This window comes from Pseudomonas sp. HY2-MNA-CIBAN-0224 (assembly GCF_040310285.1).
GTDB lineage: Bacteria > Pseudomonadota > Gammaproteobacteria > Pseudomonadales > Pseudomonadaceae > Aquipseudomonas > Aquipseudomonas helleri.
In genome coordinates, this window is the sequence record NZ_JBEOPQ010000019.1 from 1 (window position 1) to 12,935 (window position 12,935).

A 12,935-nucleotide genomic window follows, 5' to 3' on the forward strand; every position below is an offset into this window, starting at 1 on the left:
GTAGTTCAGTCGGTTAGAATACCGGCCTGTCACGCCGGGGGTCGCGGGTTCGAGTCCCGTCCGCTGCGCCATATTCGCCTCAGAGCCCTTGAACTCTCTGAAGCTACAAAGAAAGCGACCTTAGGGTCGCTTTTTTTATGCCTGCGATTCCTTCGCACCTGTACCTCGTCAGCGACTACCCGCAATCAAACCGCGCGCGAAAAACGCGATCTGATGCACAATACGCCCCGTACCGTTTTCCTCAGGATCGTTAATGCCCATGTCCTTCTCCTTGCGTACCGCGGTAGTTGCCTTGTGTCTGGCCGGCCTCGCAGGTTGTTCATCGAATAAGCCGACGATTTACGATCATGAAAGCTTCGATGACTCAGGCACGTTCTCGCGCAATTACCCGGTGAGTGACAAGGTCTCTTGCGAAGCCGCGCGCCGTGCATTGCTGAGCCAGGGCTATATCATCACCAGCAACGATCCGAAAATGATCAGCGGCCACAAGAGCTTCCAGCAAAGTGGCGAAAGCCATCTGGAAATCAGCTTTAACGTGGTGTGTGCTGACGACGGTGGCTCGGCGCACCACGCGACCATGTTCGCCAACGCCTTGCTCGACCGCTATGCCCTGAAAAAGGTGAATAACTCGGCCAGCCTCGGGGTGGGTGTGCTGGGGTCTGTGTCGATGCCGATCGGCTCGTCCGACGACTCAATGGTCAAGGTGGCCAGTGAAACCGTGTCGTCCCCGGATTTCTATGACCGCTATTTCTCGTTGGTTGAAGCGTTCTTGCCCAAGGATGCGAAAAAAGTGACGCCAACCGATGACAAACCCAAGGCTGAGCTGGGTGTGCCTGAAGCCGCTGTAAAGCCGCAGGCCGTGCCAGTGGCACCTGTGGCACCGGCAGTGGCTCCGACAGCTTCTGCCACGCCTGCGGCCCCTGAGCCTGCGCCAACGCCCGTTGCCGAGCCTGCGGTAGAAGCCACAAGCTCCAAGCCCGTGGCGCCGCCAGCAGACTTGCAGCCGATCGTGCCGATTGAAACGCCAGTCACTCCGGCGCCTGTGGCTCCAATAACGCCTGCGGCCCCGGCAGCGGCAACTCCGCCAGCCGCAGAGAAATCTGTTGAAACACCTTCAGAGAAAACCGCTGAACCGGCTGCCCCGGCGTCAACGTCCCCGGTTACGCCGCCAGCCGAGTCGGCAAAGCCTGCTGTACCCGCCGTGCTAGAGCCTGCGTCGGCAGAATAAAGGGTTGCACAAAATTTCTGAGGTCTGCTACGTTTAAAGTCAGTGCTGGACAGGCCCGCGAAGGTGTCATTTAACCTTCATGCGCGCGCCTTAAGCTCAACCAGCGCCACTCAGGCATGACGTGAACCAACAGGCTTTAAAGAGGATGCAACCATGGACGACTATCAAGAAGAACTGCTCGAGTACCAGGCCTCGGAGTTGGACTCCCCAGAGTCTGCTGACGACGCGACTGAGCTTTGAATCAGGCCAATTGACGCTGGCGACGACGGAACTCTCCTGGAGTCTCCGCGTTCCAGCGCTTGAAAGCCCTCTGAAACGCCTCGGCTGAGGCAAACCCCAACAAATAGGCAATCTCGCCAAAGGCCAGTTCCGTGTCACGGATATAGGTCATCGCCAGATCCCGCCGCGTGTCATTCAAAATCGCGCGAAATTGCGTGCCTTCTTCTGCCAGCTTGCGACGTAAGGTCCAGGTCGGTAGCTTCAAACGTGCTGCCACTTCTTCCAGATCCGGTTCCCGGCCACCATTGAGCAAAGGCCCCAACAATTGCGTGATGCGTTCGCGCAGGCTGCGGGTGCGGGTCAGGTGTTCCAGTTCGCGCTCACACACCTGCAACAGGCTTGCCCAGGTGCTCGGGCAGTGCACGGGGTTGCGAAGATCCAGGGTCGCGTGGCTCAGGCGGATCTGATTGGTCTCGGCACGAAAGTTCACCGTTGCCTCGCTCAATGAGCGGTAGTGCTCGGCGTATTCCGGCTCGCTGAACTCAATATCAACCTGCTCGCAGCGCAAAGCTTGATTGGCCACCGACGACAACTGTTGCAGCCAGCCCGCGATGATCGAGTCCACCACAAAGCGGTTATAGGCGTTGTACGGGCTGATGGAGTAAAACCGCAGCCAGGCGCCCTGAGCATCTTCGTGCAGGCTCGACTGGCCGCGATAGTTGGAGCCGTACAACGGCTCAAAACGGGTGAGGGTACGGGCCGCTTCACGCACCGTCGGGGCCTGGGCCGCAGTGACCCCGGCCAGCCCGGCTTGGGGTAAGCGGCTCAATTGGCCCATGCGCAAGCCCAGTGCCGGGTCGCCGGTGAGTGCGATCGCGGCATGCCCCAGACGCATGTAACGCGGGATCGACAAGCGCGCCGAAGGCTGCGCCAATCGGGCCGGGTCGAGCCCGTATTGATCCAGCAGCGGCTGCGGGTCATGCCCGTGGCTGCGAATGGCCTCGGCCAAAGAATCGACAAAACCGACAGAAAGGTCACCCAAACGCATCGGCAGCGGTTTCATGGTCTTACAGCCACACGTTCAACAAGCGGGCACCATCGCCGGTGTTATTGGCGCTGGTCTGACCCTCGCGGCTGATAAAGCCGTGCCCGGAGCTGCGCTTGTCCCAGAATTTGCCGCGCAGAAACACCGTAACGCCCGCTTCGGCCGTGCTGCTGGGCACGCTGCTGATTAGCGTCAGGCGATGCCAGGCTTCACCTTCGGACACTTCACCGGGCTTGAGGCTGATCTCGCTAGGGGTCAACACACTTTTGTAGCCGCCCCACGGTTGTTCCCACGTGTTTTTACCCATGATGAACGCCGGCACGGCGATCATTTGCGCGCCGTGCTCGTTCAGGGTTCGGTAGTGCTCGGGGTACCAGCTGTCACTGCCGATCAAAATACCCAGGCGCCCGGCGGGAGTGTCGACCACATTCAACTGATGATCGGGGCTTGGCTGGATATAGCTCTGCTCTTCGTAGGTCGGCAGCAACTGACGCTGCGGTGTCCCCAGCGGCGCGCCATCACGGCCAAACACCACGCTGCTGTTGTACAGCGGGCCATTGCCCGGCACCAGCTTGCCGTCCTCAATGCGCGGGTCGGGCAGGGCGATGCTGCCAGCCACCAGTGTCACGCCAAATTCTTTGGCCAGGCCGCCAAACAGGCTCTGGTAATCGCGCGCCATCGAACGGGCCTTCATGCGCAGATGCGCATCGTTGGTCCGGCTGTCGCCATCTGCGCGCAGCCAGGCATTGGCAAAGGCCAACGGGTGGCTGAGCACCAGCATGTGCATGGCTTCATTCAAATTGGCGGCCTGGTACAGCTCGTTCTTCTCACCCTCAAACACCAGCCAACTGCCGATGTGCTCAGGCAGCACCACCACGGTTTTATCGTTGAGCAGCCCGTCATTGCGCGCGCTGTTCAAGTACGCCGCGAGCTTCAAGCGCACCAGGTCCAGGCTTTGAAAGTCGCGCGGTGACAGGTCGGGCTCGATGCCCAGCAAATTGCCACGGCCCTGATCAACGCCCTCGTTGATGGCCAACTCTACCCGCAGATCAGACAAGTAATGACTGGCCGGGCGCTGTCCGGTCCAGTATCCGTAGCCTGCGCCAGCGGCGACCAGGGCGGTCAATAAGGTACAAGTAAATAATTTACGCATGAGAACGAAAGCGGTAACCGTGTGCAGAATTCGTCGACTAGGGTAGGTCGCTCAGCCCGGCTTGCCAAGGGGGGCTGCGCATTAAGGTTAGGAGTTTGTCATTTTGGGTCATTGAGCGGGCCCGGGAGTGTCTTTACTGTGCCAGACACAACCGACGAGGGCCAAAGAGCACCTCGCTTTCCGTGATTTAGCCTGTAACGGAGCATCCCTGATGACCGCCTCCCACTACCCCCATTTGCTCGCCCCGCTTGATCTGGGCTTTACCACCTTGCGTAACCGCACCCTGATGGGCTCGATGCACACCGGCCTTGAAGAGCAGCCGGGCGGGTTTGAGCGCATGGCCGCCTATTTTGCCGAGCGGGCCAAAGGGGGCGTCGGCCTGATGGTCACCGGCGGTATTGCGCCCAACGATGAGGGCGGGGTGTACAGTGGGGCGGCCAAGCTGAGCACGGCTGAAGAAGCTGAGAAACATGTGGTCGTGACCCAGGCTGTGCACGCCGAAGGCGGCAAGATCTGCCTGCAGATCCTTCACGCCGGGCGCTACGCCTATAGCCCGCGACAAGTTGCGCCGAGCGCCATTCAGGCGCCGATCAACCCGTTTACGCCCAAAGAGCTGGATGAAGCGGGCATCGAGAAGCAAATCAGCGATTTCGTGACCTGCGCCCAACTGGCGCAAAGTGCCGGGTATGACGGCGTTGAGATCATGGGCTCCGAAGGTTATTTGATTAACCAGTTCCTCGCCGCCCAGACCAACCATCGCACCGACCGCTGGGGCGGCAGCTACGAAAACCGCATGCGCCTGGCGCTTGAAATCGTGCGCCGCACCCGTGAAGCGGTAGGGCCGAACTTCATCATCATTTATCGCCTGTCGATGCTCGATCTGGTGGCCGGTGGCAGCGATTGGGAAGAAATCGTGCAACTGGCCAAGGCCGTGGAGCAGGCTGGCGTGACCCTGATCAACACCGGGATCGGCTGGCACGAAGCGCGCATTCCGACCATCGCCACCAAAGTGCCGCGCGGCGCGTTCAGCAAAGTCACCGCCAAGCTGCGGGGTTCGGTCAGCGTGCCGCTGATCACCACCAACCGCATCAACACGCCCGAAATCGCCGAGCAGATCCTCGCCGAAGGGGATGCCGACATGGTCTCCATGGCGCGCCCGTTTCTGGCCGACCCGGAGTTCGTCAACAAAGCCGCCGCCGGTCGCAGCGACGAAATCAACACCTGCATTGGCTGTAATCAGGCGTGTCTGGACCACACCTTCGGCGGCAAGCTGACCAGTTGCCTGGTCAACCCGCGGGCCTGCCACGAAACCGAACTCAACTACCTGCCGGCCATTGCCGTGAAGAAAATCGCCGTGGTCGGTGCCGGGCCTGCGGGGCTCTCGGCGGCCACCGTAGCCGCTGAACGCGGCCATCAGGTCACGCTGTTTGACTCGGCCAGTGAAATCGGTGGCCAGTTCAATGTGGCCAAACGTGTGCCGGGCAAAGAGGAGTTCTACGAAACCCTGCGTTACTTCTCGCACAAACTGCGCACCACCGGCGTTGAGCTGCGGCTCAATACCCGCGTGGATGTGCAGCAACTGGTGGCGGGCGAATTTGACGAAGTCATCCTGGCCACCGGCATTGCCCCGCGTACCCCGGCGATTCCCGGGATCGACCACCCTAAAGTGCTCAGCTACCTGGACGTGATTCTGCAGCGCAAGCCGGTGGGTGCCAGCGTCGCAGTGATCGGTGCGGGCGGTATTGGCTTTGACGTGTCCGAGTTCCTGGTGCAAGAGGGCGAGGCCACCAGCCAGAACCGTGAAGCGTTCTGGCGCGAGTGGGGCATTGATAGCCGTCTTGAGGCACGCGGCGGTGTGGCCGGGATCAAACCCGGGGTACATGCCCCGGCGCGTCAGGTGTACCTGTTGCAGCGCAAAGCCAGCAAAGTGGGCGACGGCCTGGGCAAAACCACGGGCTGGATCCACCGTGCCGGGTTGAAGAACAAACACGTGCAAATGCTCAACAGCGTGGAGTACCTGAGCATCGACAACGATGGTCTGCACATCCGTATTGGTGAAGGCGAGTCGCAGGTGCTGCCCGTCGACAACATTGTGATTTGCGCCGGGCAAGACCCTTTGCGCGAACTGCAGGATGGCCTGCTGGCTGCCGGGCAGAGCGTGCACTTGATCGGTGGCGCCGACGTGGCCGCCGAGCTGGATGCCAAACGCGCGATCAACCAGGGCTCGCGGCTGGCGGCACAGCTGTAAACCCCTCTTAGCCTCGCGATCATTTTGATGTTCATGATCAAAAGATCGCGAGGCAAGCTCGCTCCTACGGGTGCTTGGGGCGTGCGTCCAGGGTCATGTGTTCGGCCAGAAAATCGACGAAAACGCGCAACTTCGGCAGCAAATGGCGGCTGCTGGGCCACAGCACCGAAAATCGCCCGTGTGCGCTGATGTGATCGGCCAGCACGGCGACCAACTGCTGGCTCTGCAACGCCTGACGTACGGCAAAGTCGGGCACGTAAGCCAGGCCAAAACCGCCCGTAGCGGCGCTGATCAATGCTTCCAGATTGTTGAACACCAGCGGGGTTGAGCGCTTCCACAGGCTGTCGTCCTCGTCGCCGGTGAAGGCCCATTCCTGCAACTGGCCATTGCTGGGGAACCGGTAGCGCAGGCACACGTGCTGCTTCAAGTCGTGGGGCGTCTGCGGTACGCCCTGGCGGGCAAAATAGTCCGGTGCGCCGACCAGCACAAAGTGGAAGGTGCCCAGCGGCTTGCTCTTGAGCCGCGAGTCGGCAAAGTCGCCGCTGCGGATCACCGCGTCCATGCCTTCGCCAATCACATCGACCATGCGGTCGCTGAAGTCCATGTCCAGCTCGATCTCGGGGTAGCGCCGGGTGAATTCGCCGAGTATTGGCAGCAACATGCGGTAGCCAATCGCGGGCAGGCTCACGCGCAAGCGACCGCGTGGCGCATCCCGCGATGAGTGCAGTTCGGCCTCGGCTTCTTCCAGTTCATCGAGGATCTTGCTGCAACGCTCAAAGAACAGCGTGCCGCCTTCGGTCAGGCTCAAGCGCCGGGTGCTGCGATTGAACAGGCGCACGCCGAGCCCGTCTTCCAGGCGCGCCACGCTCTTGCCAACGGCTGAAGCCGAAATCCCCAGCCGCTCAGCTGCGGCCACGTAACTGCCCAGTCTGGCGGCAATCACGAACGCATTCAGACCACTCAAGCTTTCCATGTGCTGCCTTTATTAAGGAGTTTTGGTTGGGTTAGAGCGGATTTATAGCCTGTTTTTCTCCGATTGGATCGCTTTTATCCTCGTTGAACCTTCTTTTGCTGGGCCGTCTGGCCGGAGCGTTACCCATGAGTCTTGATCGCACATCCAGCGTGTCCGCTGGCTGGACCTTGCTCGCCGTCTGCACGGCGGCGCTGATTCTGCCGCTGAGTTTTTCCGGTGGTGCGCTGGCCACCCCGGCCATTGGCCTCGATCTGGGCGCCGGGCCGCTGGCGCTGACCTGGATCACCAACGCCTTTATGTTGAGTTTTGGCAGCCTGTTGATGGCCGCCGGCACCCTGGCGGACCGCTATGGGCGCAAACGCATGTTTGTCTCGGGCGTTGGCGTGTTTGTCCTGGCGTCGTTGGCCCTGGGCTTGGCGCCGAACATTGTCTGGCTGGACGGGCTGCGCGCGTTACAAGGTGTAGGCGCCGCCGCTGCCTTGGCGGGCGGCAGTGCGGCCTTGGCCAATACCTTCGAAGGACGTAGTCAGACCAAGGCATTCAGCCTGCTGGGCACCAGCTTTGGCGTCGGCCTGGCGCTGGGGCCGATTCTGGCCGGGGTGCTGATCGAGCATATCGGCTGGCGCGCGGTGTTTGTCTCAGGCGCGTTAATCGGCGGGCTGGCATTGCTGATGGCGATCCCGATGATGCACGAGTCCAAAGACCCGCACGCCAGCAAGCTGGACGGTAAAGGCACCGTGAGTTTTACCGCCGCACTGGTGCTGTTTACCTGGGGCATATTGCTGGTGCCGAGCACCGGCTGGAACAGCACGCCGGTGATCGGCATGTTGCTTGGGGCGCTGGTGTGCGTATTGGCGTTTGTGCGGATTGAACGCCGAGTGGCGCGGCCCATGCTCGACCTGTCACTGTTCCGCTACCCGCGTTTTGTCGGCGTGCAATTGCTCCCAGTGGCCACCTGTTTTTGTTTTGTGGTGCTGCTGGTGTTGCTGCCCGTCCGTTTGATTGGCATCGAAGGGCGCAGTGCAACCGACACCGGGTTGCTGATGATTGCCTTGTCGGCGCCGATGCTGATCGTGCCCTATCTGGCAGGCGTGTTGACCCACTGGGCCTCGGCGCGGGTGTTGTCGGCAGCGGGTTTGTTGATCGCGGCGGCCGGGTTGTTGCTGCTGAGCCGGGTGGGGATCAATCAGCCGACCTTCGAGTGGGTTGTCCCGCTGCTGGTGATCGGCATCGGTACGGGGTTGCCGTGGGGTTTGATGGACGGGTTGTCGGTGAGCGTGGTGCCTAAGGAACGTGCGGGCATGGCGACAGGTATCTTCGGCACCACCCGTGTTGCGGGCGAGGGGATCTCGCTGGCGATTGTCAGTGCGCTGCTGGCGGTATTGATTCAACGCCATTTGCCCAGCCAAAGCGCAGGAGCGGCGCAGTACCTGGCAACGGGCGACTTGAGCCAGGCCGCGGGTGTGGCCCAAGGGCTGGAACAGGCCGTGCTGGGCGCGACCTACCTGCAAGCGTTCCAGGTGCTGCTTTACGGGCTGGCGGCCCTGACCGTGGCAGTTGCCCTGCTGATCCTGTGGTTTTTGCGCGAAAGCCCCGTAGTCGCTGCCGCAGGCTGCGAAGGAGTGCGAAGCACTCCGTTTCCTTGAAGTCCTCGCGGACTTCATCGCAGCCTGCGGCAGCGACTACAGAGGATCAATGCACGATCTGCGCAAGGAAGGCTTTGGCCCTCGGGCTTTTTGGGGCGTTGAAGAAGTCTTCGGGCGGGGAGTCTTCGATGATCATGCCGCTATCGAGAAACAACACCCGCTCGGCCACTTGCCGGGCAAAGCCCATTTCGTGGGTCACGCACAACATGGTCATGCCGCTACCTGCCAGTTTGACCATCACGTCCAGCACTTCGCTGACCATTTCCGGGTCCAGGGCCGAGGTCGGTTCATCAAACAACATGATCTTGGGCTCCATACACAGCGCCCGGGCAATCGCCACGCGCTGTTGCTGGCCACCGGAGAGCTGGCTCGGGTATTTGTCGGCCTGGCTGGCAATGCCGACTTTTTCCAGAAAGTGCTGGGCCAGTTCCACGGCTTTTTTGCGCGGCAGTCCGCGTACCGACATCGGCGCCAGAATGCAGTTGTCGAGCACGCTCATGTGCGGGAACAGGTTGAAGTGCTGGAACACCATGCCGATTTCGCTGCGCACTTTGGCCGCTTCACGGCTGGGCTGTGACAGGTCGGTGCTGTTGACCAGGATTTGGCCTTTTTCAGCGATTTCGAGGCGGTTGATGCAGCGGATCAAGGTCGATTTGCCTGACCCGGACGGGCCGCACAGGACGATACGCTCGCCTTCGTGCACTTTCAGGTCGATGCCTTTGAGTACATGGAACGCGCTGTAGTACTTGTTCAGGCCCGAGATATCCACCACCACCTTGCGGGTGTCAGTCGATGGCGACACGGGGTTATGAACGTAAGCAGAATGAGCTTGCATAGTGTGTCTCCAACGATCAGTTAAAGCGCTCGGCGCTGTAGGGAGTCGGGTCGGTAAAAGGCGTTTCGCCGGTCATCATTTCTGCCAGCAGGCGCCCGCTGACCGGGCCCAGGGTGAGGCCGTGGTGGGCATGTCCAAAGTTGAACCACAAGCCTTTGTGCCGACTGGCCGGGCCGATCACCGGGCACATGTCCGGCAGGCACGGGCGGCGCCCCAGCCACGGCTCGGCATCGACACGCGGGCCGAGCGGATACAGGCGTTGGGCGCGTTCTTCACAGCGGCGCAGCTGGATTTCATTGATCGGGTCATCGCTGTCGGCAAATTCGATGCCGGTGGTCAGGCGAATACCACCAACCATGGGCGCCAACACGTAACCGCCGATTGAATCGAGGATTGGGTGCTGCATGGTGTGGCCGTCTTTGGCGGCGTAGTGCATGTGGTAGCCACGCTTGATCGCCAAGGGGATGCGATAGCCCAGCGGCTCGAAAATCCCTCGGGCCTGCGGGCCCAGTGCAACCACCACTTCATTGGCCACGATCAGGCCTTTTTGGCTGTCGACCTGCCATTGTCCGGCGGTCGCCCGCAAGCTGTTGGCGTCGCCGATCACAAAGCGGCCGCCGCGCTGGACAAACAGTTCGGCGTAACCGCGGGTCAAGCCGCCGGGGTCGCTGACAGTCTTGGGGTCGAGCCAGTGAATGCCGCCCAGCACGTCGCTGTGCAGGCCCGGTTCAAGGGCATGCACTTGTTGCTTGTCGAGTACGCGGTAGTTGAGCTTGAACCGGCCCAAGGCCGCCGCGTCACGCTGGGCTTTGTCGAAATCTGCCGGGGTGCGGTACACCTCGACCCAGCCGCTGTCCTGAATCAGCCCGGTCATGCCCGCAGGTTCTGCCAGCAGATCGTGTTCACTCACGCACTTTTCAATCAGCGGCAGCATTGCTTCAGTGGCTTTGGCCAGGCCTTTGCTGCCGGACTGCTGCCAATACTGCATCAGCCACGACCCGGCTTTGGGCAGGTGCTTGAGGCTGTAGCGCACATCGGGCTGTTGATTGAGCCCGTAACGCAGCAAACGGGAAAACTCACGCGGGAACGAATACGGGATCACGCTGGCGCGCTCGATCAGCCCGGCATTGCCGTGGCTGGTGCCGCTGCCCGGTTGGTCGCGGTCGAGCAAGACAACGTTGCGTCCGCGGGCCTGGAGTTGCAACGCGGTACTGACGCCGACAATGCCGGCTCCCAGAACGAGAGTGTCGCAATGCATAAACAAATCCTTAAAACAGGGGCCGTGTGTGCAGCCCGAACAATGGGCTTACTGCAGATGGCGGCTGAGGCGGCCTTCGATAAATTTGAGGGTACGGCGCACGATCTCGACGATCAGCAGGTACAGCACGGCGGCCCACAGGTACACCTGGAAATCGAATGTGCGAGCGAAGACCATTTTGGTCACGCCCATCAGGTCATAGATGGTTACCAGAGAGGCGATGGCGCTGGCCTTGATCATCAAAATCAGCTCGTTGCCCAGCGGGCCGATGGCCACCAGCAGCGACTGCGGCAGGATGACCTTGCGAAACGTCGTCCAGCGCGACAGGTTCAGTGCCTTGCACGCTTCGCGCTGGCCTTGGGCGACTGACATGATGCTGCCGCGCAGAATCTCGGCCTGATACGCCGCCGTGTTCAAGGTAAAGGCCAGCAGGGTGCACAGCCAGGCATCGCGGAAGAACCACCACAGGCCGATGTCTTGCCAAAAGCTCTTGAACGAGCCGAGGCCGTAATACAACAAAAACAACTGCGCCAGCAGCGGCGAGCCACGGAAGAAGTACACGTAGGCGCCGGTGAAATTGCGCAGCAGGCGATTGCTGGACAAACGCCCCAGCGCAATCAGCAAGCCCAGCAACGCACCGAGGGTGAATGAAATCGCCACCAGTTTGGCGGTCACCAGCAGCCCGTCAATAAAGCGCGGCGCGTAGCGTTCGAGCAATTCGGGGTCGAGAATCATGTTTTGCAGATCCGCCAGGCTCATGACTGCACGCTCCGTATGTGGCGGTTGAAGTAGCGTTCCATAAAGGCGAACAGACGCCCGGAAATCGCCGAGAAAAACAGGTAGATAAAGCACGCAACGGTGTAGAACAGCATCGGGTCTTTGGTCACGCTGACCGCCAGGTTGGTTTGGCGCATCAGGTCGACCAGGGCGATGGTTGAGACCAGCGAGGTGTCCTTGAGCAGCGACAGCCAGTTGTTCGACAGGCCGGGCAGGGCGATGCGCGCCAGTTGCGGCAGCACTACTTTGCGAAAGGTAGTGAACTTCGACAGGCCCAGCGCCGAGGCGGCTTCGTATTGCCCTTTAGGGATGGTCTTGAACGCACCCAGCCAGATCTCGCTGGAGAACGCGGCAAACACCAGGCTGAAAGCAATCATGGCGGCAACAAAGGTATTGATCGTGAACTGCACGTCATACCCCATAGCCTCAAGGATCTTTTGCGCGGCGATCTGGCAGCCGTAGTAAATGATCAGCAGCGTCAGCAGTTCCGGCAAACCCCGAAACACCGTGGAAAAGGTCGTGGCCCAGGCACGTACCCAGCGGTTTTTCGAGCGTGCGGCGACGGCCACCAGCAGCCCCAGCGGCAAACCGATCGGCAGGCAGCTCAAGGCCAGAGCAATGGTCACCAGCGAGCCGGCCAGCAGCGCTGAACCCCAGCCGCCACTGGCAAATGAAAGAAGTGAAAGTTTTTCGAGCATGCTCGAGTCCCCGGTCAAAAAAAGGCGAAGTTCAGCCACTGCGCACCATGGGCGCGCAGGGCAGGGTCATCGGCAGGGAGGCCCTCAGCCTAGGGCGAAAGACTTAGTAGATGTCGAAGTCGAAGTACTTGCTGGAGATCTTTTTATAGGTGCCGTCGGCGACGATTTCATCCAGCGCCTTGTTGAAGCGTTCACGCAGAGCGTCATCGTTTTTGCGCACGGCAATGGCGGCGTCGTCCATGGTGCCGTCAACGTCGCCAATGATTTTGCAGCAGTCCTTGCCGGTTTTATTGACCCACTCCAGCAGCGGGAATTTGTCGGCGATCACCACATCAACCCGCTCGTTGGCCAGTTCGCTGTTGGCTTCGTCCAGGGTCGGGTATAGCTTGATGTCGGCTTTTTTGTAGTGGGACTCGGCGTACAGGCTTTGCGTGGCGGCGCTTTGTGCGCCCACGGTCTTGCCGGCGAAGTCAGACTGGGCATCGGTGATGTCCGAGTCTTTGGCCACGGCGATGGCCAGCGGGGTGCGGTAGTAGTGGTTGGTGAACGCAATTTTCTTTTTGCGCTCTTCGTTGACGATCATCGAGGCGACAATGGCGTCGTACTTCTTGGCCATCAAACCGGCAATGATGCCGTCCCAGTCCTGGGCGACGATGGTGCACTGGGCGTCCATGCGCTTGCACAGTTCTTCGGTGATATCGACGTCAAAGCCGTGCAGTTTGTTGTCCGAATCAACGTAGTTGAACGGTGGGTAAGCGCCTTCTGTGGCGATGATCAGTTTATCGGCCTGGGCGTTGGCCGCGACCGCGAAGACCATTGCACAAGCACTGGCAAAGCGAAGGACGTTGTTCATCT

At 60.7% G+C, this 12,935-nt stretch carries 11 protein-coding genes; 3 read left to right on the forward strand and 8 right to left on the reverse strand.

The features are described from left to right. Nucleotides 1-253: 253 nt before the first annotated feature. Nucleotides 254-1,228, forward strand: coding sequence for a DUF2242 domain-containing protein (locus tag AAEZ03_RS11300; protein WP_350578550.1), 975 nt, complete (start codon nucleotides 254-256; stop codon nucleotides 1,226-1,228). Between the two features lie 241 nt (nucleotides 1,229-1,469). Here the strand turns inward: AAEZ03_RS11300 and AAEZ03_RS11305 are convergent, their stop codons facing one another. Both AAEZ03_RS11305 and AAEZ03_RS11310 read right to left on the reverse strand, forming a co-directional pair. Further along, the gene (locus tag AAEZ03_RS11305) at nucleotides 1,470-2,510 is read right to left on the reverse strand and encodes an AraC family transcriptional regulator (RefSeq protein WP_123748714.1); all 1,041 of its coding nucleotides are present in this window, start codon (nucleotides 2,508-2,510) and stop codon (nucleotides 1,470-1,472) included. A gap of 4 nt (nucleotides 2,511-2,514) precedes the next feature. Then, a complete protein-coding gene (locus AAEZ03_RS11310) occupies nucleotides 2,515-3,645 on the reverse strand; it encodes a carbon-nitrogen hydrolase family protein (protein WP_153375140.1) in 1,131 nt (376 codons plus the stop codon). A 211-nt stretch (nucleotides 3,646-3,856) separates the two neighbouring features. Between AAEZ03_RS11310 and AAEZ03_RS11315 the strand changes: the two genes are divergently transcribed. Beyond that, nucleotides 3,857-5,893: an oxidoreductase gene (locus AAEZ03_RS11315; RefSeq protein ID WP_350578553.1), complete on the forward strand. Its 2,037-nt coding sequence runs from the start codon at nucleotides 3,857-3,859 to the stop codon at nucleotides 5,891-5,893. A 64-nt stretch (nucleotides 5,894-5,957) separates the two neighbouring features. Here the strand turns inward: AAEZ03_RS11315 and AAEZ03_RS11320 are convergent, their stop codons facing one another. Continuing rightward, a complete protein-coding gene (locus AAEZ03_RS11320; RefSeq protein WP_350578556.1) occupies nucleotides 5,958-6,866 on the reverse strand; it encodes a LysR family transcriptional regulator in 909 nt (302 codons plus the stop codon). A 125-nt stretch (nucleotides 6,867-6,991) separates the two neighbouring features. On the opposite strand from AAEZ03_RS11320, the gene AAEZ03_RS11325 reads away from it, so the two are divergent. Further along, on the forward strand, nucleotides 6,992-8,512 hold the full coding sequence (locus AAEZ03_RS11325) for an MFS transporter (protein WP_350578559.1): 1,521 nt from the start codon (nucleotides 6,992-6,994) through the stop codon (nucleotides 8,510-8,512). Nucleotides 8,513-8,558: 46 nt separating this feature from the next. Here AAEZ03_RS11325 and AAEZ03_RS11330 read toward each other — a convergent pair whose 3' ends face one another. The 5 genes from AAEZ03_RS11330 to AAEZ03_RS11350 all read right to left on the reverse strand — a co-directional run bounded on the left by AAEZ03_RS11330 (nucleotide 8,559) and on the right by AAEZ03_RS11350 (nucleotide 12,933). Continuing rightward, nucleotides 8,559-9,284, reverse strand: a complete 726-nt coding sequence (locus AAEZ03_RS11330; protein ID WP_502947921.1) for an amino acid ABC transporter ATP-binding protein — start codon at nucleotides 9,282-9,284, stop codon at nucleotides 8,559-8,561. A 79-nt stretch (nucleotides 9,285-9,363) separates the two neighbouring features. After that, nucleotides 9,364-10,605 (reverse strand): NAD(P)/FAD-dependent oxidoreductase, encoded by a 1,242-nt coding sequence (locus AAEZ03_RS11335; protein ID WP_350578565.1) that lies wholly within the window; start codon nucleotides 10,603-10,605, stop codon nucleotides 9,364-9,366. A gap of 48 nt (nucleotides 10,606-10,653) precedes the next feature. Continuing rightward, the gene (locus AAEZ03_RS11340) at nucleotides 10,654-11,364 is read right to left on the reverse strand and encodes an ABC transporter permease (protein WP_048388642.1); all 711 of its coding nucleotides are present in this window, start codon (nucleotides 11,362-11,364) and stop codon (nucleotides 10,654-10,656) included. Then, nucleotides 11,361-12,080 carry an ABC transporter permease gene (locus tag AAEZ03_RS11345; RefSeq protein WP_350578568.1) on the reverse strand — a complete coding sequence of 240 codons (720 nt, stop codon included), beginning with the start codon at nucleotides 12,078-12,080 and terminating at the stop codon, nucleotides 11,361-11,363. Before AAEZ03_RS11345 ends, AAEZ03_RS11340 begins: the two co-directional genes overlap by 4 nt. A 103-nt stretch (nucleotides 12,081-12,183) precedes the next feature. Further along, nucleotides 12,184-12,933, reverse strand: a complete 750-nt coding sequence (locus AAEZ03_RS11350; RefSeq protein WP_278940756.1) for a transporter substrate-binding domain-containing protein — start codon at nucleotides 12,931-12,933, stop codon at nucleotides 12,184-12,186. Nucleotides 12,934-12,935 lie beyond the last annotated feature (2 nt).

Excerpts from the sequence above, each read along its gene's own strand:
- AAEZ03_RS11300 (WP_350578550.1), top strand. The coding sequence starts at position 254 with ATGCCCATGTCCTTCTCCTTGCGTACCGCGGTAGTTGCCTTGTGTCTG.
- AAEZ03_RS11305 (WP_123748714.1), bottom strand. The coding sequence starts at position 2,510 with ATGAAACCGCTGCCGATGCGTTTGGGTGACCTTTCTGTCGGTTTTGTC.
- AAEZ03_RS11310 (WP_153375140.1), bottom strand. The coding sequence starts at position 3,645 with ATGCGTAAATTATTTACTTGTACCTTATTGACCGCCCTGGTCGCCGCT.
- AAEZ03_RS11315 (WP_350578553.1), top strand. The coding sequence starts at position 3,857 with ATGACCGCCTCCCACTACCCCCATTTGCTCGCCCCGCTTGATCTGGGC.
- AAEZ03_RS11320 (WP_350578556.1), bottom strand. The coding sequence starts at position 6,866 with ATGGAAAGCTTGAGTGGTCTGAATGCGTTCGTGATTGCCGCCAGACTG.
- AAEZ03_RS11325 (WP_350578559.1), top strand. The coding sequence starts at position 6,992 with ATGAGTCTTGATCGCACATCCAGCGTGTCCGCTGGCTGGACCTTGCTC.
- AAEZ03_RS11335 (WP_350578565.1), bottom strand. The coding sequence starts at position 10,605 with ATGCATTGCGACACTCTCGTTCTGGGAGCCGGCATTGTCGGCGTCAGT.
- AAEZ03_RS11340 (WP_048388642.1), bottom strand. The coding sequence starts at position 11,364 with ATGAGCCTGGCGGATCTGCAAAACATGATTCTCGACCCCGAATTGCTC.
- AAEZ03_RS11345 (WP_350578568.1), bottom strand. The coding sequence starts at position 12,080 with ATGCTCGAAAAACTTTCACTTCTTTCATTTGCCAGTGGCGGCTGGGGT.
- AAEZ03_RS11350 (WP_278940756.1), bottom strand. The coding sequence starts at position 12,933 with ATGAACAACGTCCTTCGCTTTGCCAGTGCTTGTGCAATGGTCTTCGCG.